This window comes from Tamlana carrageenivorans, from assembly GCF_002893765.1.
Lineage (GTDB): Bacteria > Bacteroidota > Bacteroidia > Flavobacteriales > Flavobacteriaceae > Pseudotamlana > Pseudotamlana carrageenivorans.
In genome coordinates, this window is record NZ_CP025938.1 from 2,908,901 (window position 1) to 2,931,324 (window position 22,424).

Annotated in this window: 11 protein-coding genes; all 11 read left to right on the plus strand. The window is 35.8% G+C overall.

What is annotated here, in order from left to right:
- Window positions 1–6: 6 nt before the first annotated feature.
- The 11 genes from C1A40_RS12830 (at window position 7) to C1A40_RS12880 (ending at window position 22,420) form a co-directional block, all read left to right on the plus strand.
- Window positions 7–993 carry a Gfo/Idh/MocA family protein gene (locus tag C1A40_RS12830; protein WP_102996233.1) on the plus strand — a complete coding sequence of 329 codons (987 nt, stop codon included), beginning with the start codon at window positions 7–9 and terminating at the stop codon, window positions 991–993.
- 41 nt (window positions 994–1,034) lie between these two features.
- Window positions 1,035–2,342 (plus strand): family 43 glycosylhydrolase, encoded by a 1,308-nt coding sequence (locus C1A40_RS12835; RefSeq protein WP_102996234.1) that lies wholly within the window; start codon window positions 1,035–1,037, stop codon window positions 2,340–2,342.
- 21 nt (window positions 2,343–2,363) lie between these two features.
- On the plus strand, window positions 2,364–4,634 hold the full coding sequence (locus C1A40_RS12840; protein WP_102996235.1) for a glycoside hydrolase family 3 N-terminal domain-containing protein: 2,271 nt from the start codon (window positions 2,364–2,366) through the stop codon (window positions 4,632–4,634).
- Window positions 4,635–4,638: 4 nt separating this feature from the next.
- Window positions 4,639–5,772 carry a glycoside hydrolase family 88/105 protein gene (locus tag C1A40_RS12845; RefSeq protein WP_102996236.1) on the plus strand — a complete coding sequence of 378 codons (1,134 nt, stop codon included), beginning with the start codon at window positions 4,639–4,641 and terminating at the stop codon, window positions 5,770–5,772.
- 73 nt (window positions 5,773–5,845) lie between these two features.
- Window positions 5,846–7,585, plus strand: a complete 1,740-nt coding sequence (locus C1A40_RS12850; protein ID WP_241910409.1) for a sulfatase family protein — start codon at window positions 5,846–5,848, stop codon at window positions 7,583–7,585.
- A gap of 125 nt (window positions 7,586–7,710) precedes the next feature.
- Window positions 7,711–9,171 (plus strand): alpha-1,4-L-rhamnosidase, encoded by a 1,461-nt coding sequence (locus C1A40_RS12855; RefSeq protein ID WP_102996238.1) that lies wholly within the window; start codon window positions 7,711–7,713, stop codon window positions 9,169–9,171.
- A gap of 47 nt (window positions 9,172–9,218) precedes the next feature.
- On the plus strand, window positions 9,219–11,816 hold the full coding sequence (locus C1A40_RS12860; RefSeq protein WP_102996239.1) for a glycoside hydrolase family 2 TIM barrel-domain containing protein: 2,598 nt from the start codon (window positions 9,219–9,221) through the stop codon (window positions 11,814–11,816).
- A gap of 6 nt (window positions 11,817–11,822) precedes the next feature.
- A complete protein-coding gene (locus tag C1A40_RS12865) occupies window positions 11,823–14,570 on the plus strand; it encodes a family 78 glycoside hydrolase catalytic domain (RefSeq protein WP_102996240.1) in 2,748 nt (915 codons plus the stop codon).
- A 53-nt stretch (window positions 14,571–14,623) separates the two neighbouring features.
- The gene (locus C1A40_RS12870) at window positions 14,624–18,121 is read left to right on the plus strand and encodes a glycosyl hydrolase (protein ID WP_241910410.1); all 3,498 of its coding nucleotides are present in this window, start codon (window positions 14,624–14,626) and stop codon (window positions 18,119–18,121) included.
- Between the two features lie 136 nt (window positions 18,122–18,257).
- Window positions 18,258–20,714 (plus strand): BNR-4 repeat-containing protein, encoded by a 2,457-nt coding sequence (locus tag C1A40_RS12875; protein ID WP_102996242.1) that lies wholly within the window; start codon window positions 18,258–18,260, stop codon window positions 20,712–20,714.
- A 146-nt stretch (window positions 20,715–20,860) separates the two neighbouring features.
- Window positions 20,861–22,420: a T9SS type A sorting domain-containing protein gene (locus C1A40_RS12880; protein WP_102996243.1), complete on the plus strand. Its 1,560-nt coding sequence runs from the start codon at window positions 20,861–20,863 to the stop codon at window positions 22,418–22,420.
- Window positions 22,421–22,424: the final 4 nt, after the last annotated feature.

The following is a 22,424-nucleotide window of genomic DNA, read 5'->3' on the forward strand; positions in this document are numbered from 1 at the left end:
AAAATAATGGAAAGCAGGATAAATTGGGGGATTATAGGTTGTGGTGAGGTCGCAGAAGTTAAAAGCGGACCGGCTTTTTATAAGATAGAGCGTTCCTCTTTAATTACTGTAATGCGAAGAAATGAAGACAAAGTAATAGATTTTGCTAAGCGTCACGGTGTAGCACATTGGACTACAAGTGCTACTAAGTTAATTGAGAACGAATTGGTAAACAGTGTCTATATAGCGACACCTCCATCATCACACCTTGAATATGCACTTCAAGCTATAAATGCAGGAAAGAATGTGTATGTAGAAAAGCCGATGGTACTTAATAGTCAAGAAGCTCAAATACTATTAGATGCTGTTAACGGTAGTAAAGTAAAAGCTACTATAGCCCATTATAGACGAGAGTTACCGGTATTTTTAAAAGTTAAAGACCTATTGGATTCTAATACTATTGGGAAAATAATATCAGCAGAAATAAATATACAGCAAACTTCAAATACCAGTTTGATAGCTAAAACAGACGAGAACTGGAGAACAAATCCTGAAATTTCAGGAGGAGGATATTTTCATGATATAGCGCCTCATCAAATCGATTTGATGTGTTACTATTTTGGTGTAGTAGAGCATATAACAAAAGCAAGCCGTAAAGAAAAGGGGATATCAAATCAAGATGTAAGTGGTGAGTTATTGTTTAAAAATGGAGTGAACTTCTCAGGCAATTGGGATTTCAATGCTTTAGAAGATAAAGACGAATGTAAAATTCAAGGTGAACGAGGCAGTATTTCATTTTCATTTTATGGTAATACAGTAATCTTAGTAAAGGATGGAGAAAGTGAAAGTTATCACTATGAAAACCCTGAGCATGTACAACAACCCATGATAGAAAAAACGGTTGGTTATTTTTTAGGGAACAACCCAAATCCTTGTTCCGTGAAAGAAGCAGTCATTGTAACTCATATTATGGATGTGTTTTGTGGGAAAAGCTATAAATATAAAAACAAGTGAGTAGTAAAGTGTTAAAAATAAGTGTAATAGTGTCGTTTTGCATGTCGATTTTTCTACAAGCACAAAACCCGATTGTACCTAATAAAGGGTTAAACGATCCGCATATTCATATTTTTAATGATACCGCCTATGTGTACGCCTCTCATGACAAATCCATCGATAATAAAGATTTCGTAATGGAAGATTGGTGGGTGTGGTCTTCGCCAGATTTGGTTAATTGGACCCAGCGTAGTGTGTTAAAGCCAACGGAAACCTATATAGGTAAACAGTTTTCTAGCTGTTGGGCTACCGATGTGGCATTTAAGAACGGAAAATACTACTGGTATTTTTCAGAAGCTAATGAGCAAACTGGTGTGGTCGTTGGAGATTCACCAGTTGGGCCATGGAGCGCCCCTTTAGGAAAACCTTTACTACAAAGCAATTTAACGCCTACACATGAATATGATATTTGCGTTTTTGAAGAAGATGGAAATCATTATATCATTTTTGGTGTTTGGGATTATTACATCGCTAAATTAAATGCAGACATGATTAGTCTAGCTGAAAAACCTAGAAAAATAAAGGTAAATAATCCTAAAGGTCCGTATAATTTGGACGGAAGAAACCTTGAAAAACCAACAGACGATAAGCCTTTTCTTCATAAACATAACGATAAGTATTATTTGTCTTGGGGCTGTTTTTATGCTATGGCAGATCAGCTTTATGGACCTTATGATTATAAAGATTCGGTAATTAAAAAGGAGAGTTTCGCCAAAGGTTACGAAAAACCTACTTGGCCAACAGGTTTTTTACAAGGCAGACATGGTTCCTTTTTCGAGTGGCATAACCAATGGTATTACGTGTATTGCGATATCAGTCAAACAGGTAATCGATATTTTAGAGATAGCTTTATTAGTTACGTGCATTATAAAGAAAATGGCGAAATGGCAACCATTCGTGTCGATGGAGTGGGTGTTGCAAATTATAAAGCCAGTAAAACTCCCATAGAGGCTGAAGATTACTTTAAAAGCCACGGTTTTATAAAAAAAGAAGGCGGAGAAAACTTTGTAGTTCAAACTAATGAAGCCCAGGCTTATCTATACTTTCCCCATGTAAAGGGGTTGAAAAACAAAACAGAAATACAATTCAATTTTCAATATCTCCAAGGAGGAACACTAAACATAGTAGTAAGAAAGAACTCGGATTCAGGTCTTGTTCTAGCAAGTAAAACAATAGCATTAAAACCAAAAGTAGGATTTCAAACTATAACATTACAATTTAAGGAAATGGCAAGTGAAGAAAACCTCTTTTTTATGATAGAACAAACACCAGGGAAAAAATTAATGATTGATAATTTTTCCTTCAAATAATAGATAATTAAACCAACATTAATGAAAAAATCACTTTTATTATTTATACTTTCAGCAGGTATTGTATTTAGTTCATGCCAGAATGAAAAGGTTAGCAATAACGATTATAAAGATGCAAGTTTAACGATTGAAGAACGTGTGGAAGCACTTCTTCCTAAACTATCTTTAGAAGAAAAAGTAGCTCAAATGCGAATTTTTCATGCCAATATTGGTGTGGAAGCAGATGCCAATGGGAGTCTAAAATTATCTGAAAAAGTTATTGAAAAACTAAAATTAGGTATTGCGGGTATTAAAAATCCGGGAGAGCACATGGACCCTGTTTCTGCGGCAAAATTCAATAACGGGCTTCAAAAACACATCATAGAAAATAACCGTTGGGGCATTCCGGCATTATTTGTTACAGAATCTTACAATGGCGTAGATGCTGCGGGGAGTACTCGTTTTGGACGTCCTTTAACATCGGCAGCGTCCTTTAATCCAGAACTTGTAAACCGTATTTGGGATGTGGTTGGAAATGAGGCGAGATTAAGAGGGATGCATATGTGTCATTCTCCTGAAGCAGATTTGGTACGCGATCCACGTTTTGGTAGAATGAGTGAGGCCTTTGGTGAAGACACTTATTTAACAACCCAAATGGTTGTTAACGCTATAAAAGGTGTTCAAGGAAATTATGAGGGATTAGGAAAAGGTACACACATTGGAGCAGTAGCTAAACATTTTGCGGGTTACGGACAAGTTTTAGGCGGATCTAATTTTGCTGCTATTGAAATTTCTCCGAGAACTTTAATAGATGAAATTTATCCACCGTTTGAAGCGGCTGTAAAAGAGGCTAAAACACTTGGTATTATGGCGTCCCACGGCGATATCAATGGCATTGCCAGTCATGGAAATCCAGAATTATTAACTGGTGTATTGAGAGACCAATGGGGATTTGAAGGTTATGTGGTTTCTGATTCTAATGATATTGCGCGCTTGTTCTATTTTATGAATGTGGCCGAATCTCCAGAAGATGCTGCACAAATGGGTCTAGAAGCTGGAATAGATATCGATTTATATGCCGAAGATTCATATGCCTATTTGCCAGAAATGGTTAAGAAAAACCCAGAGGTAGAAAAGTTAATTGACCGCTCGGTAAGACGTGTGCTTAGAACAAAATTCATTTTAGGACTTTTTGACAATCCTTACATTAATATAGAAGACGTTAAAAAAGGTGTTCGAGCTAATTCATCATTAGAATTGGCGAAAGAATCCGATTTAGAATCTATTATTCTTCTTAAAAATGATAATAAAACCTTACCAATAGATAAAAATAAAACCATAAAAATTGCGCTTTTAGGTCCGTTAGTAACTGAAAATACTCAAACTATGTTTGAGTCTGTTGCCGGAGAACAAGTAAAATTTGTGGCTGAAAAAGGATTTCATTTAACTGATGAAAAAGGCGGTGCGCCAAAACTTCTTGAACGTGACGAAAATGCCATTTCTAAAATGGTGAATATGGCTAAAAAGTCAGATGTATCCATATTGTTTTTAGGTGGAGATGAGTTTACTTCTAAAGAAGCCTTTTTCACTAGTGCCTTAGGAGATCGTGCCACTATTGAGCCAGTTGGCGCTCAAGATGAGCTTATTGAAAAAATTAAAGCCTTGGGTAAACCTGTGATTGTCGTTTTAAAGCACCGCAGAACCTTAGCTATTAATACTATTTCAGATAAAGCTGATGCCATATTAGATACTTGGGATTTAAGTGAGTTTGGAGACGAATCAACAGCTAAAATCATTTTTGGTGAGGTATCGCCATCAGGAAAGTTACCTGTTACAGTGCCTCGTTCTATCGGGCAAATGCCTTTTCATTATAGCATGAAAGAAATCAATTATAAAAAAGGGTATTTGTTTTTAGAAGATGGTCCGCTTTATCCGTTTGGCTATGGATTAAGTTATAGCAATTTTGAATATTCTGATATTAAAATTTCTAATTCAGAAATGACTTCAGGTTCAGAAATAGAAGTTAGTGTTACTATTAAAAATACTGGAAAGGTAAAGGCTAAAGAAGTGGTTCAAATGTATATAAAAGATGTAAAAGGATCTGTTACAAGACCAGACAAAGAACTTAAAGGATTCGAGAAAATTGAGCTTAATCCTGGTGAGAGCAAAACCGTGTCCTTTAAAATTACGCCAGACATGTTAAAGTTTACAGGACTTAAAATGGAAAAGGTTTTGGAACCTGGAGATTATACCGTGATGATTGGAACCTCTTCTACAGATTATAAACAAACGTCTTTTCAATTAAAAAAATAAACTTATGAAAAACCAAGCATTAAAATTACTGACTTTATGTGTGTTATTTGGTAGCGCCATGTCCTTGAAAACATATGCTCAAAAAGGGCTAAATCATTCAGAAATTGAAGCTAAAATGATTAAAGCTTTGGAGTGGCAGGAGGCACATCCTATTTTCGCTATAGCGCCAACCGATTGGACAGAAGGAGCTTATTATACAGGGGTAGCTAGAGCCCATAAGACGACCAAAGACATGATGTATATGGCAGCTTTAAAAAACCAAGCCTATTGGAATAACTGGCAAACCTACTCCAGATTACATCATGCCGATGATGTGGCTATATCGTATAGCTATATCTATATTGGAATGAACGACAAGCGTCCAGGTTTTGTGAACCTAGACCCAACTAAAAAGTTTTTAGATGCTCATTTATACGAGGATGATGTTTGGAAGGCAGGAACAGACAAAAGTACTTCAGGAAAAAATATTTTATGGTGGTGGTGCGATGCGTTATTTATGGCGCCTCCAGTATTAAATTTATATGCCAAGCATACCAATCAGCCTAAGTATCGAGATGAAATGCATAAGTATTACATGGAAACCTATAATCAATTATACGACAAAGAAGAGCGTTTGTTTGCAAGAGATATGCGTTTCGTTTGGAAGGGTACAGATAAGGATTTAAAAGAACCTAACGGAAAAAAAATATTTTGGTCCAGAGGAAATGGTTGGGTTTTAGGAGGTTTAGCGCTTTTGTTAGATGATATGCCTAAAGATTATAAGCATCGTGCATTTTATGAAAATTTATTTAAGGAAATAGCTTCAAGAATTTTAGAACTGCAACCTAAAGATGGGTTGTGGCGAACCAGTTTATTAAGTCCAGAAACCTACGACCATGGCGAAGTAAGTGGTAGCGGTTTTTACACATTTGCCTTAGCTTGGGGTGTAAATAATGGTTTGCTAGACAGAAATAAATACGAACATGCAGTTATAAAAGCATGGAAAGCATTAGCCGATTGCCAACATAAAGATGGTCGTGTAGGTTGGGTGCAAAATATTGGCGCTTCTCCAGAACCTGCATCGGCAGATAGTTGGCAGAATTTTGGTACGGGAGCCTTTTTAATGGCAGGAAGTGAAGTTTTAAAACTGAAAAAGTAACACCATATAACGCCTAAAGAAGATGCTTTTTTCAAGATTAAAATTTTTTAATAACACGTTACTCTTAATACTTGTGATACTTTCTGTAGTGTACACAAGTTGCAAAAGTGAAAACAAAGAAGTTATAATAAAAAAGGAAAAAGCAGTAGGCTTAGAGTTACCCAAACGCCCTAATATCTTATGGTTAGTAACTGAAGATATGGGGGCTTATATTCCTCCTTTTGGGGATTCGACTGTAGTAACGCCACATTTAAGTAAGTTAGCAAAGGAAGGCGTTATTTATCCAAATTTATATTCTACATCGGGTGTATGTGCACCAAGTCGAGCCGCGTTAGCCACAGGTATGTATCCTTCGAGTATTGGTGCTAATCATATGCGGACAAATAGTTATACCAATGAAAGAGGACTTCCAGCTTATGAGGCTGTGCCTCCGTCTAATGTTAGAATGATTAGTGAGTGGTTACGAAAAGCTGGGTACTATTGTACAAATAATTATAAAACCGATTATCAATTTAAAGCCCCAGTAACGGCTTGGGATGAAAGTAGTCCTTATGCGCATTGGAGAAATAGAAATGATGATCAACCGTTCTTCGCTGTTTTTAATTTTACCGATACCCACGAATCTGGTCTTTTTGAACCTTACGGATTTCGAGAAATAGAAACGCGACTATACCACGCAGGCGATACTTCTTATCAATGGAAAAACTATGGTGCTTCGCATGCTAATAACCGTATGTCGGAAGCTGAAACACAGCAATATCTATCTAAGGATACCAAATTTAATATTCCTCCCTATTTACCAGAAACAGATCTCGTTAAACGCGATATGTGGAAATTATACAATAATATAGGCGAAATGGATAATCAAGTAGGAGCCGTGCTTCAGCAATTAGAAGACGATGGCCTATTAGAAAATACCATAATTTTCTTCTATGGCGATCATGGCGGACCATTACCTAGAGATAAACGATTAATTTATGACTCTGGCTTAAACACACCAATGATTATCCGTTTTCCGAATAAACTTGAAGCAGGCACATCCGATCCTCAGTTAATAAGTTTTGTAGATTTTGCACCCACCTTATTGTCTCTTATAGGTGAGGCACCAAAGGAGTATATGCAAGGTCAGGCATTTTTAGGCAAGTACAAAAGTAAAGAACGCAGTTATATACACGCTGCAGCAGATCGCTTTGATGCCGAAACTGATGTTATTAGGGCCGTAAGAGATAAACGTTACAAGTACATTAGAAACTACAGACCAGAACAAGGGTATTATTTGCCAATTGAATATAGAGAGCGTATACCAGCCATGCAGGAGTTGTTAAGGCTTAAATCGGAAGGAAAACTTAATGAAGATCAGATGCAATGGTTTAGAGAGGTTAAACCAGAAGAAGAATTGTTCGATTGTGAAACAGATCCCTTCGAGCTGAAAAACTTAGCAACTAATCCTGAGTACCAAGATAAATTAGTTGAATTACGAAAAGAAATGGATAGATGGCTAAGGGCTATTGGAGACGACCCTAATTTACCAGAATCGGAATTAATCAATAAGTTATGGAACGGTAGTAACACGCAACCTATTACTTCAGATCCAAAAGTCTCCTTGAATAACGGAAACATTACTATAAGTTGTGACACAGAAGGTGCTTCCGTAGGATACAAAATCGTAAATGCGGGAAATAAAACGTCGAAAACATGGCACATTTATAATGGTCCTTTTGAAATACCTTCAGATGCTACATTAGAAATCAAAGCACACCGTATTGGTTTTAAACCTAGTAAAGCTATACAGGTATCAGCTTCAGATTGGTGAAAACTGTTTGTTGAAGAGCTTATTGATATGGTATTTAAACAAACAAATTCTAAGTGAAATTCACGATTGAGGAACTTTCACTTTTATAAAATTATAAATAGTTAAAGCAATAAAATAGGTTTATTATGAAACATGACATGGTGTTACCTCATATTTTAAAATATATAATAACTTGTTTATTATTTGGGGTAATCTTAATAAATCCTATTCAAGCGCAAATAGTTCTGCAAACCGATTTTACAGATTCTGAAAATGCGAGGCAAAATATTGATTATAATTTCAATGTATTTAACAGAATAACACCATTAAATGGTGTAAAAATAAAAACGCCACTTGGTAAACCCCGAGTATGTATCGTTAGACCTCTAGGTGGAATTGTTAAGAATGGAAAACCCGATATGTCCAAAGATTCTTATAAATGGGATAAAAATTCTAAAACCTTTTATACCGATTTTGCGGTATTAAAAAAACAGATTGATGGCGTTATTAACTCCGGGTATGCCATACACCAAATCGTATTAGATAATCCTTCTTGGGCATTTCAACGAAATAAAAATGGCGAGTTGGCTGCAGATTCTTTAAAAGTGTCTACTTACGGAAATGCAGAGCCACCAAAAGATTACAACGCATGGAGTAATTATTTAAAGGATGTTATGAAATTTTTAGTGAATACCTATGGCGAGCAATCCATGCTAAAAATTCAGTTTAATATTGGTAGGGAAATCGGTACCCCATCACATTGGTCGGGAACCAAAGAAGCATTTTTTGAGTTTTATAAAATATCTAGTAGTGCCATTAGAGAAGTGCTTCCTACAGCCAAAGTAGGAACCCATATGCTTTGGGGGTCTTCTAAAAATGCCTGGGGCACCGATTTTGTAAAATGGAGCAAGGCTAATAATGTAAATTATGATTTTATAGGAGTATCATTTTATCCTTTTTACAACAAATCCAATCGTACTAAATTTAAGGAAGTCTATGCCAAAGATTTTGCTGTGATAAAAGATATACCCGAATGGCATAAAAATGCTAAACTAGAAATGCATGAATATGCGTTGATAAAAAGTTTAAATAAAGCAGGGAACGCTTTTGAAAATGCTCCAAAAGCGCAACAAAATTCATTTATAGTTGGGCTCATGAAAATGTTTTATGAGCATGATATGCAAAATGTTTTTCAGTGGGGGCAAGGCACCAATTTTGAGGCGGCTCAAAAAGCACTTTTTACAATTCAAGGACAGACGTATTATACTTCTACCAAGAACGGAAATCCAACATTAGAAACCAACGATGTGGATGCTGTTTTCACTAAAGATGTTTCTAATAATTCCTATAGTATCATGGCGTATAATTATAATGCCAAACCTGATGCAACAATATATGAACATTTAAATATAATGGCCAAACTAGACGTGCCACCTAGAACAAAAGTTAAAGTCCGTTTCGCAGTTTATAATAAGGAAAAAGATACGATGTCTTGGTCCAAATGGAAAGAGGAAACTACTCAAGGCAACGAAAAATCAAAATCAGTAATTTCTCTTAATACACAGCTACCCGTGTTTTCTTTTTTGAAATATGAAGTTAAACTTTAGTAACTGGCTTATTAAAAATATCACTAACACCTTAAATTAATTAAATAATGAAGCAAATTACGCTATTACTTTTTTTTAGTTTTATTTATAATATACATGCGCAGCAGGTAAGACATATAGAAACCATTAATGAGTCTTGGTCTTTTTATAAAGGCACTTTAGATTTCCCCTTTACTACTAATAATGCTACAAAATGGGAACAGGTAACACTGCCGCATTCATGGAATACTAAGGATATTTTAGATGATGAAGATGGCTATTATCGTGGAGATGGGTGGTACAAAAAAACAATGATAATTCCTCAGGTTTTTGAAGACCAACAAGTGTTTTTATTGTTTGAAGCTGCTAATCAAGTTGCTTCATTGTATGTCAACAATAAAAAAATAGGAGAAGATCATATAGGAGGTTATACGTCCTTTGCTAAAGATGTGACTTCAGCACTTAAAACGGGCGAAAATGAAATTGCTATAAAAGTTAATAATTCTCATAATGATGAAATTGTACCGCAATCGGCAGATTTTTCGTTCTACGGTGGTATTTACAGAGATATTCAACTGATAATTACTAAATCAGTACATTTTGAAGTAGCTAATTTAGGAGCAAATGCCATTTTTGTTAGTACTCCAAAAGTCTCTAAACAAAAAGCAACCGTTAGTGTAAAATCAAAAGTTGTAAGACCTAAAAAGGGTGATTATTTTATAAAACAGTCTTTGTACGATGCTAAAAACAATGTAATTAAAGTAGAAAAAGCCAAAGTACCTTATGGTAAAGATGTTGATCTTGATTTTTCAATTGTAGCCCCAAAATTGTGGTCGCCTGAGCATCCGTATTTATACAAACTAGTTTCTGAAATTGTAGATAAAAATGATCGTGTTTACGATCGTATAGAAAACCCAGTAGGTTTTCGCTGGTTTAATTTTGATCCCCAGAAAGGATTTTTTATTAATGGCAAACCAACAAAGTTAATAGGAACCAACAGACACCAAGATTTTTTAGGAAAAGCCAATGCTGTTAGTGATGAAATTCACCGAAACGATATGAGGATGTTAAAGGACATGGGAATAAATTTTTTAAGAATATCCCATTACCCTCAAGATCCTGCTATTTTAGAAATGTGTAACAAATATGGATTTGTGTCAACTCTAGAAATACCCTTTGTAAACAAAGCTGCAGCTAACGAGAAGGGCAAACAGAATACGGTTAACATGCTCAAAGAGGCTATTCGATTTAACTATAATAATCCTGCAATCGGAGCCTGGAATCTAGGCAATGAAACAACTATGAAGGACCCTGTAAAGCTAGGGGAAGACTATGTTAATCATTTTGTAGAGACACATAAAGCCTTGGCAAAAACCATAAAAGAGGAAGATGAAACACGCTATTCCTATTCGGTGTTTTTTAGAGAACCAGCCTATCAGGACAATTTAGGCATACGAGTTACCGATCTAGTAGGCTACAACAAATATTATGGGTGGTATATAGAAGAACTAGAAGATATCGATAAGAATTTACGAAGTTTAGTAAAGCGTTCTTTAGAACTCGATCCTGATAAGCCATTTATTTTAAGTGAATATGGAGGAGGTGCAGATCCTAGACTACGTTCATACAATCCTACACGTTTTGATTTTAGTGTAGAATATCAATTTCTTTTACATAAAGCTTACCTTAAAACCATTTTGGATATGCCTGAAATAGTGGGTGCTAATGTTTGGAATTATTCCGATTTTCAAGTAGAACACCGAAAAGATGCCGTACCACATATTAATAATAAGGGGCTCGTCTCAGCAGAAAGAAAAAAGAAAGATGCATACTATTTATACCAAGCTGTACTCAATAAAACACCTTTTTTGGCCATCACATCTAAGTCATGGACCAAACGATCAGGTGTTGCAGATAGTAAAGAGGATACGTTTGCCACACAGCCTGTGACAATAGTTGGTAATGGTAAAGACGTTGAAGTTTTTTTAAACGGAACGTCGTTAGGAAAAAAAGCATTTGAGTTTTCAACAGCAACTTTTGATATCCCTTTTGTACAAGGACACAATTTAATTGAAGCCATTAGTGAAAAGGATGGCAAACTTTTAAAAGATGTCGCATTTATAGATTTTAACCTTATACCTAAAGATCTTAAAAGCGTTACCAATAAATTTGAGGAAATCGCTATTAATGTTGGATCATACTGCTATTTTATTGAAACAGATAATATGGACTATTTGTGGATGCCAGATAAAGCGTATGAAAAAGGCGGCTTTGGTTATGTTGGTGGAGAATTCTTAAAACATCCAAGTGAAAGAAGAAATGCTATTGGAACAGATGTTAGTGTAAAAGGGACAGAAAACGACCCTATTTATCAAACACAACGCCTAGGCATCGAAGCCTACAAGTTCGATGTGCCCAATGGTACTTATGAATTATCATTACTTCTAGCCGAATTAAAAACAAAGGATGATAATATCATGGATATTTCAGTAAATAGCAGGCCTATTTGGACTAATTTAAACTTGAAGGAAGCATACGGAACGGATCGTGGTGTTACTAAACGCTTTTTAATTACAGTTGAAAATGACCATGGTATAACGGTAGATTTTAAGGCTAAAAAAGGAATAACAAGGTTAAGTGGCATCAAACTTAGAAAAGTAAATTAAATCCAGATGAATAAGGACGTTTTATTTTTTTTGTTTCTTTTAGCCAGTTTTTCTGGTTTTACACAAATTCAACCATATGATTTAAAATTAGAATATAGGGAAAACCCAGAAGGTGTTGATGTTAAAAATCCACGTTTTTTCTGGAAAGTAAAATCTGAGGAAGCTGGTCAGTATCAAAAAAGTTACCAATTAGTTGTAGCTACTTCCAAAGAAAATATTGAAAATGGTGTTGGAGATGTATACAATTCTAAAAAAGTAAAAAGTTCTCAAACCACCCAAATAATATATAAAGGAAAGCCTTTACAACCAGCAACACAGTATTATTGGAAAGTAAAGGTTTGGGATAAAAATAATATACCAAGTTGGAGTAAAATAGCAACATTTTCTACAGGTTTATTTCAAGAAGAAGATTGGAAAAACGCCCAATGGATTGCATGGAAGCCACAAAGTGCGTGGGAAAAAGAATGGTGGGAAAGAAAAGATATAGAATCTAAAGCGTTACAATTTCAATTACCTAGCCTTTTTGGGGCTAGTATGAGCATGTTTGAACGTTATTATTTTCATTATCAAAATCCATACGATGCTTCACCATTGTTAAGAAAATCATTTAATGTCAATAAAAAAGTAAAACGAGCTAAAGCTTATATCAGTGGACTTGGGTACTATGAGTTGTTTATCAATGGAGAGCGTATTGGAAATCAGGTTTTAGATCCAGGATGGACAGACTATAGAAAAACAATTTTATACGCCACTCATGATATTACTGAGCAAATTCAAAACGGAGAGAATTTAGCAGGAGTGATGTTGGGTAGAGGTAATTATGGGCAATTGGCTTACGACCATTGGGGATTTTATAAAAAAGATGGTTATGTCGGTCAGCCAAAATTGTTATGCTTAATTAAAGTACAATATGAAGATGGTACCGAAGATATTGTGGTAAGTGATTTAAGTTGGAAAATTACAGGTGGACCCATTATTTATGATGGACCACATATGGGAGAAATTTATGATGCAACCAAAGAAATAAAAGATTGGAATATGCCTGAATTGGACGATTCATCATGGCAAAATGTAAACCCTTCTCTACATCCTGGAGGAGAACTTGTAGCGCAAATGTGTCAACCCATTCGTGTAACCAAAACATTTCAACCTGTAAATATTAAAAACAAAGGAAGTTATGGACAGTGGATTGATACAGGAACCAACAGTGCTGGTTGGATACGGTTACGATTAAAAAATCTTAAAAGAGGGCAACAAGTTACCATTTATTATGGCGAACATTTAGATCCTACTTCTAGTGGACAACCAGGAAGGTTACAGCAAATGGCCTATATAGGTAAAGGAGAAAAAGAAGAGTTTGCCGAATGTCGTTTTTCTTACAAAGGTTATCGTTATGTACAAGTAAAAGGATATAAAACAAAGATTTCTAAAGACGATGTGGAGGTAAAGTTTGTACATTCAGACGTGCCACAGGTGGGTACATTTGAATCTTCAGATAAAACGGTAGATGCTGTTCATGATATTTGTCGTAAATCATTAATATTCAATTTACATAGTATTCTTACAGATTGCCCTAATCGTGAAAAAAATGGTTGGTTAGGTGATGCTGTAACTGGTGTAGAGTTTGGGATGGCCAATTACGATTTGGCAGCATTAATGACCAAATTTACTCGCGATATTTTTGATACCCAATCTCCAGAAGGCGGATTAAGTCCTATTGCGCCTTCAAATAACTACAGAAAAGGAAAATCTACACTATGGTCGTCTGCAGGGGTGCACATTCCTTGGTATATGTATCAATATTACGGCGATACGAGATTGTTTGAGAATTATTGGGACAACATGATGCGTTGGGTTGATTATTCATGGGAAAACAACAATTCTAAAGAAAAAGATGGCATGTTTACCGAAATATATAACGATTGGGTGCCGCCTTATGATGCTACCTATAGAGGTGGAGGAAAACCAGGGGGTAATGAAGTTATCGCTTCTATGAACTTTTATTTGGTATTAGAGCGTTTGGCTTATATGGCAGATAAATTAGGGAAAAACAAAGACAAAAAACGTTTAGAAAACCAACGCAAACGCATACATCAAGGCATTCAAAAGTATGCATTTGATGCTGAAAAAGTAGAGTACTCAGGTTTAAAGCCATTCCCAGAATTTCTACCTGTAGTTAATATTCTGGCGCTAGATTATGGTATTGTTCCAGAAAAATATAAGGCACAACTAGAAAAAAGAGTTGTAGAAAATATTGTAGAAGAAAAAGACTATCATCTATGGGGAGGTATATTTTCTATACATTCTGCCTTTGAATATTTACCCAAAAAAGGTTATGCCGATATGATGCATAAGGTAGTGATTAACGATGATTGGCCTTCATTTGGTTGGATGATTAAAGAAGGAGCTACTACACTACCAGAGGGGTATAAGTTTACCTCTTCAGATATGCATCATTTTATGGGCGCAGTAGATAATTTTTGCTATCGGCATATAGTAGGAATTAATGTAGACCAATCTCATCCAGGTTTTCAGAACATCATTTTGGAACCTAATTTTATTAAGTCGATGGAGTTTGCAAAAGCAAGCTACAACTCTATACATGGCGAAATAAAAGCAGAGTGGAAAAAAATAGATAAAAATACTTATGAGTACTATGGGGAAGTTCCATCAAACTGCGAGGCTAAGGTAGTTTTGCCTTCTAAAACTGAAACTATAAAATCGGGAACTTTTAAATATGTGGTACATATCTAAGGCAAAGAAGGCTATAATTTACCATAGTTTTCGGTTTTACCTACAAAAAAATAATGAGTAATAAATTAATAACTAGTACAATGCGATCTATAAATGTTTTTCTATTTCTTTTTATCATGCAAGTTACTTTTTTTGCATGTGATTCCAGTAAAACCGATGATAAAAATCTTGAAAATCCATCAATAAGTATTGCAGATTTAAAAAATGGTTTTAAAAATCCCGAGATACAATATCGTCCCGAAACCTGGTTTCACCTTAACGGAAATAATATTTCCAAAGAAGGTTTAACCCTCGATTTAGAGGCAATAAAAGAAGCAGGCTTGCAGGGTATCCACTTATTTAATAAAGCCGGCAGACCATTTCCAAATGTAAAACCTATAGAAATTTTATCGCCAGAATGGGAAGATATGATTCGGCACGCTGCCGATGAATGCAAACGTTTGGGTTTGAAATTTACCATGCAAAACTGCCCAGGTTGGTCTATGACAGGTGGGCCTTGGGTGCCTGTAGAAGAAGCGCAGCGCGAAGTTGTAGAAACTGTTTATCATGTGTCTGGGGGACAAAAATATGATAAGCTTCTAAAATTAGATTCATTGTACAAAACCTCAGATTATAATTATAAAGATATTCAAGTTTTAGCCTTTCCTACACCAGAAGGGGATGGTTTGGAACCCTTAAACCCTTCAAAAATTGAAACCAATAATCCTTTAGTGCCTTGGCAGGATATTTTTAATCCCAATTCAAAAATTATCGTTACACGAACAACCACACGTTTAAATAAACCTTTAGAGGACTATAGGAATGAAGGCATTTCGAAAGTAAATGATAAAGCAGCATGGGTTGAAACTATTTTCAATGAAGCGGTGACATTGCGCAATATCACTTTTCCTCAATCTCGACATATGATTATGGGGACAGAATACCCTAAGATGGATGTTGCTATTAAGGTAGAAGCGCTAATTAATGATAAACTTGTAGAAATAACAACTGTTAACCTGCCTGATGCAAACTGGAACGACAGACGTAAGCATGTAACACTGGCTATCCCTGAAACGACTTCCAAACTGTTTAGATTTACGTTTAAGGGTAAGCATACTATCGCTCCAGAATTTATTCGTTTAAGCGCTAGTCCAAAACTTCATAATCATGAAGCAAAAGCAGCCAAAGTATTGAGAGGACTTGAAAAAGAGGTGCAGTATAATTATAATGAAAATACGTTTATTAAGTCCAATGCAATTATCAACCTTACCGATAAAATGACGTCTAATGGAAAATTAACATGGAATGTGCCAGAAGGCGATTGGACCATTGTTCGTTTTGGGCATATTAATATGCGCTTAACCAATAAACCCGCAGTACCAGAAGCAACAGGTTGGGAGTCGAGTAAATTAGATAAGGTAGCCATAGAAAATCATTTGCGTAATGGTATGATTGGTAATTTAATTAAAGATGGCGGTCCCATAGGAGATGGTAAACTACACGGATTGTTAATTGATAGTTGGGAAAGCCATGTACCCACGTGGACGATGAACTCTGAAGATATGTTTAAGGAGTTTGAGCAACGCCGAGGTTACAGTATGAAAACGTATTTGCCTGCAACCATGGGTTATATTGTGGAAAGTCCAGAAATTACTACTAAATTTTTAAGGGATTTACGTCATACCATGGACGATGTGTTTATCGAGAATTTCTTTGAACATTTTGCAACCGTAGCACACGAAATGGGAGCCGAGGTTTACACCGAAGGAGCAGGAGGCGAAGTACTGCCTATAGACCCCATGCGTTATTATGGTGTGAGCGATATTCCCATGACCGAGTTTTGGTACCCCAGTGCACCATCAGCACAAAATGAATATGCTAAACCCATTTATAATGCGGCTTCGGCTACGCATCTATACAATAAACCTGTGTTGGCTGCTGAAGCGTGCACCCAGTTAGGGGTTAAGTGGAATGAGCATCCGTTTTCAGTAAAATCTTTAATTGATTATAATTTTGCTAAGGGGGTAAATCATTTGGTGTTTCATACGTTTTCTCATACCCCGCAAACGAATGTGTATCCAGGTTCAAGCTTTGGTGGTAATATAGGGTTTCCTTTGGTTAGAGAACAAACGTGGTGGCCATACATGAAGAATTGGACCGATTATTTAGCAAGAAATCAATATGTTTTACAACAAGGCGAATATGTGGCCGATGTGCTTTGGTATTATGGCGATCATTTTGAACGCCCACCTTTCGATTTAGATGCGTTTCCTAAAGGCTACCGTTTCGATTATTTAAATGCTGACATATTAGATAAAAATCTTAGTGTTCAAAATGGTAAAATTCATGTTCAAAATGGAGGGGATTACCGTATTATCAGATTAAGAGATTCTAAAGAAATGTTATTGTCTACAGCTAAAAAAATAAAGGAACTAGTTTTGGATGGAGCTGTAATTCTAGGAGATAAACCACTAGATTCTCCAAGTTTAATGGATGGTGAAGATGAATTAAAAGAATTGGCTCAAATCTCAAATGAATTATGGGATAGCATTAAAAGCGGTGTTAAACAGGTAGGAAAAGGACGTGTGTATTGGGGAAAAACGCTTGATGAGGTTTTAAAAGCAGAAAAAATTGCTCAGGATGTTATGGTGCCCGAAGGCTTGGATATTAATTGGATTCACCGCGAAACCAACGATGCTCACATTTATTTTATAGCTTCAAAACATGAAAATCCGGTTGATGTGGCATTAAGTTTCAGGGTTACTCATTTAAATCCTCAAATATGGAATGCATTTACAGGAGAACAGCATAATGCCAAAATATGGAGCACTTCAAAGAACCGCACCAATGTCGCCATATCATTACCTTCAAGAGGAAGTGCCGTGGTGGTATTTACAAAAGGAGATAAAAAGTCTGGGGCATCAAAAATAACAAGGAATAACGAGGTTGTTTTACATTCAGAAACAGGTTGGTTCAAAAGTCATAAATCAAATGATTTTCCAAAATTAACTTGGAAAGGAGATACATGTATCGCTTCAAAATCGGGCGAATATATCTTTCATCAAAAGGGTAAAGAGGTCATTGCGTTTATGGATGTTGAAGAGGTTCCGCTTCAAACCAATTGGAAATTAAACTTCGAGCAAGGATGGGATACTCCAGAAACTATAGAGATTTCAGAATTGAAATCATTAACAAAACTCGAAAATGATGCCATAAAGCATTATTCGGGTACAGCCATCTATTCAAAAACTTTTCAATTAAATGAACTTGATCAACACACTATAATAGACCTTGGGGAAGTGGCCAATATCGCCGAACTCTGGTGTAATAGTCAAAAAGTGGGGGTAAAATGGGCGCCACCGTTCCAGTTTGATATTAGCGATTTTGTGAAAAAAGGAGAAAATATACTTGAAATTAAAGTTACCAACACTTGGCGCAACCAACTTATTTTTGATAATTCACGACCCAAAGACCAAAAGAAAACGTGGACTACGGCTGGGCCCATAACAAACGAAACAGAACTGGAGGGTTCTGGTTTAATAGGGCCAGTAGTTTTAGAAGTTATCAAATAAGACTTCACATTTAAGTCAATAGAATTGATTGTATGAGTTTTTTGTTTTAAAAATGTAAACCCTTATAAATCAGGATAGAGTTGTTTGGTGCTTATTGGATATTTAATCCCAATATACTAACTAAACTTTTTTGGATATGACAAAAAAACTACACTTGAACCTTTTTTTTATAACCTTTCTGTTATTTTCTATGAGCACGAAGGCACAGGTAACCTTAGAATCAGAAGTAAAAATCACAGATTTGGCCATGTACTTTACTGGTGTTCAAAATCAAAATAGTACAAGGCAAGCCGAAACAGAGCCTTATGATTATGCTTATGGTTCAGCTTTATCACCACATGGAGATTGTATAAAAACCTATAAACACTATGTGTTTATGACCTGGTATCGCGGAGGAAAACTAGATAGACACGTGATGCTAACACGCTATAATACCCTAACAGGTGCTATGAAAACAATTGAATTTCCTCATCAGCACACAGGATTCAAAGGGAAGTGGTGGATAGGTGAGACCCACAATACCATCGCTATTGGTATTAGTCCTTTAAATGGAACCATACACATGGTTTACGATATGCACGCCTACACAAACAGCGGTGTTTTTACAAACGACTATTTTAGGTATACTTACTCTATGCCTAATACTGCAGAACTTTCGGATGCAGAGTTTACTTTAGACAAATTTGTAAAAGATCCTTTAGATGATGATTACAAACACTGTACAATGGATGGTGTTAGAGATGCGGCTCATTATGATAGATTTACTTATCCGCAATTCTTTTTAAACGATGATGGAGAATTATTTTTAACCGCAAGAGACGGGACGTCACATGATGGTGCACAAGCTTTTATTAAATATGATGCCAATGCCTTAAAATGGGGGAGGTTTATACATTTCAATGCTTTAGGGGCAGGTAGTAAAGGAGAAACAAATAATTGGAGTATTTATGGTAGCATCAAGTATGTAGATGGAAAAGTAAGAGCTGGTTTTCAACGAAGATTGAATAATGGCTCAGATAAATATCAGTATCAAAATGGGGTTTACTATGCTTATTCAGATGATCCAACAGGAGCCTCCCAATGGAAAAACCATAAAGGAGAGGCCATGACACTTCCTTTGGTTAAAGCCGAAGAAGTTTTGGTATTTGAGCCTGGTGATTATGTAGCGACAACAGCACAAAATAAGGTGCATATTGTTAGTGGATTTGATTGGACAGTAACAGATAACGGAGATGTGCATATTATAAGTAGAGTTAAAGACAACGAAAACAATGTTACCAAGAACATACACAGCTATAAGCCTAATGGAGTAAGTGATTTTATAATTTCTACCGATTTTACAGGAGCACAAGAATTATACGCATCAGGTGATAACGTATTTGTTATTGGTTTGAATTCTTCAGGTAGACCATTTGTTGATAGAACTGAAGGAGGTACAAATCTTTTTACTAGAGTTTACGAACAAACCTCTGGAAAACGCTTTAGAAAAGGACAAGTGCATATTTCTGATGGTAAGCTATACTATTATCTTTTAGAAAATAATACTTCAGATAATGATGAAACACAACCGACCTATTTGCAAATAATTAATTTAAATGTCACTCAAGGGCCAAAACCTTTCGAGGTGAATTTAGTAACTCCTACCAATAATCAAACTTTCAAAGAAGGAGAAAATGTGCAAATTTATGCTTCAGCAACGGCAGATACCGGGGAAATTACTAAAGTAGAGTTTTTGGTGGATGATTTCCTAGTAAATGCAGATAGTACAAAACCCTATTTATTTGATTGGACACCCAGTGTAATTGGTTCATACAAAATAAAGGCGGTAGCCTATAAAACAGGAGGGGAGAGTATAACATCTTCAGAAATAACTATTGAGGTTACCGAGGTTGATAAAAGTGATTTAACAGGTGATGTTTTTAGGTTGCGTAACGTAGCTACGGGCAAGTTTTTAGGTGATTCTGGAGCAAGTGCTATTCCCGTTTCTATGTATGATTCTGGAGAAGAACAAGATAAACATTGGACTTTCGTAAAAAGCGGAGCATACTACAATATTGACAGTGAAACTTTCGGGATACTTCGAGCCACTGGACCTACTTTTTCTGATGGAGCAAATGCTGTAGTAAGCACCGGAAAGTCTGCGCCAGCTGGTGATACAGATAAAGTTTGGACCATTCATTATAATGAGATAGATGATACTTTTAGGTTTGAATCTAAAGACAATGGTCGATTTTTATATCATGATGCTAATGGTAATGTAACAAATATTAGTGCGCCTGTAACGGATCTAAGAAGTGTATGGCAGGCAATAACTACAAGTGTTACACTAGGTACTACTAATAATGAATCTTTATTACCATCAATAAAAATATATCCTAATCCTACAGAGGATAGATTTACCATAGCATTTAAAAATACTAGTCGTATTAAAAATGTTGAAATTTATAATATTATTGGAAATCTAGTTTATCAAAAGGTGCCAAAAAGTAATGTTTTACAAGTAAAAAACAAAGGATTTAAAACGGGTGTTTATTTAGTGAAAGCTTTTTCAGAAGATAATCAAACCTTTACTTCTAAATTAATTGTAAAATAAGAAATGTAAAAAAAGCCTTAAATATAATATTACTTAAAAAAAATGTGCACTATTTTATTTAAGGTTTGAGCCCTATAATACAGGATAGGTTTCTCTGTTTTATTTTTAATATTTAACCCCAATTACCTAAACTAAACTTTTTTAATATGATAAAACAAGTTACACTAAAACATATTGTTTTAACAACAATGCTTTTGTTTTCACTTATTGTGACAGCACAAACAGCTGCACCCGACGAAGATACTGGGGCTTATACCACTTGTAACACAAATGGGCAAAATGCTACTAGAACTTCAGATGATTTACCAAACCCTGTTAATGTAGGAACTATTGATGACCGTACGTGCTATGCAAATTACAGTGAAAGTGATGTGTATGGTAAAACTTGGGGAGTATACAATATAACACATAATTCAAATCAATTTGAAACGACCTTACAGCCTAGAATGGAACGCTCTTTAAGCAGGTCTAGTGAAACTGGAGTAGGAAGTTATGCGAAGTTTACAGGCGTGTTTAGAATTCTTGAGGTAGGGGATACTTCTGGGGTCAATCAGGATGGAACTTATATAGCACAGGCCAAAGGAAAGCATACTGGTGGTGGAGGATCTCCAGATCCAGCCATTTGTTTGTATTTAGCTAAACCTGTGTATGGTACAGGTGCCGATGCCAATAAACAAGTGTCGTTCGATATTTATGCCGAGCGTATTTTATACCGTGGAGGAGAAGGAAGCGGTAGGGAAATTGTATTCCTAAAAAATGTCAATAAAAATGCCGAAATTGATTTTGAATTAGAGGTAGGTTTTAGAGAAGACCCTAGTGATGCGACTAAAAAAGTCCATTATTGTGATGCCGTAATTGGCGGTGAAGCTTTTAATTGGAATATTCCAGAGCCAGAAAAAGGAAGGGAATCTGGTATTAGATATGGTGCCTATAGAGTTAAAGGAGGCAGAGCTCAAATTAGATGGGCAAATACCACATACCAAAAGGAAGAAAAAGTAGGTGTTGTAGATCCAGGTCCAGTTGGAGATGTTTATCGCTTAAGAAATGTTGCTACCGGTCAGTTTCTTGCAGATTCGGGAGTGAGTGCTTCGCCAGTTACTATGAGTGCTTCTGGTAATGAATCAAATAAAAATTGGAGTTTTGTAGCCAGTGGGAATTATTTTAATATTGATAGCGAAACTTTTGGAATTTTACGCGCCCCTGCAGCTAATGGTCCTGGTGGAGCTTATGTTGTTGTAAGCACTACAAAAGCGGCGCCAGCAACAGATAGCGATAAAGTATGGACGATACATTATAACCAAGCAGAGGATACCTATAGATTTGAATCTGGTAACAGTGGCAGATATCTGTATCATGAAGTAAATGGAAACGTTACTCATATTTCGGCACTAGCAACTGATGATAGAAGTGTATGGGAAGCTATTCCAACAAGTGTAGTGCTTAGTGTAGATGAAAACAAGCTTTCGACTTCTAAAATTCGAGTTTTCCCGAACCCTGCGAAAGATAGATTTACGATTTCAATAAAAAATCTAAATCATGTAAAAGTTAAAATATTTGATATTTTAGGTAAAATTGTTTTTGAAACTGAAACCTCGAACGATAGCCTTCAAATAAATAATAACGGACAATTTACGACAGGAATTTATCTGGTTAAAATAATTGATAGTACCAATACTGCTCATCATACAAAACTGGTTGTAAAATAATACA

Excerpts from the sequence above, each read along its gene's own strand:
- C1A40_RS12830 (WP_102996233.1), top strand. The coding sequence starts at position 7 with ATGGAAAGCAGGATAAATTGGGGGATTATAGGTTGTGGTGAGGTCGCA.
- C1A40_RS12835 (WP_102996234.1), top strand. The coding sequence starts at position 1,035 with ATGTCGATTTTTCTACAAGCACAAAACCCGATTGTACCTAATAAAGGG.
- C1A40_RS12840 (WP_102996235.1), top strand. The coding sequence starts at position 2,364 with ATGAAAAAATCACTTTTATTATTTATACTTTCAGCAGGTATTGTATTT.
- C1A40_RS12845 (WP_102996236.1), top strand. The coding sequence starts at position 4,639 with ATGAAAAACCAAGCATTAAAATTACTGACTTTATGTGTGTTATTTGGT.
- C1A40_RS12855 (WP_102996238.1), top strand. The coding sequence starts at position 7,711 with ATGAAACATGACATGGTGTTACCTCATATTTTAAAATATATAATAACT.
- C1A40_RS12860 (WP_102996239.1), top strand. The coding sequence starts at position 9,219 with ATGAAGCAAATTACGCTATTACTTTTTTTTAGTTTTATTTATAATATA.
- C1A40_RS12865 (WP_102996240.1), top strand. The coding sequence starts at position 11,823 with ATGAATAAGGACGTTTTATTTTTTTTGTTTCTTTTAGCCAGTTTTTCT.
- C1A40_RS12870 (WP_241910410.1), top strand. The coding sequence starts at position 14,624 with ATGAGTAATAAATTAATAACTAGTACAATGCGATCTATAAATGTTTTT.
- C1A40_RS12875 (WP_102996242.1), top strand. The coding sequence starts at position 18,258 with ATGACAAAAAAACTACACTTGAACCTTTTTTTTATAACCTTTCTGTTA.
- C1A40_RS12880 (WP_102996243.1), top strand. The coding sequence starts at position 20,861 with ATGATAAAACAAGTTACACTAAAACATATTGTTTTAACAACAATGCTT.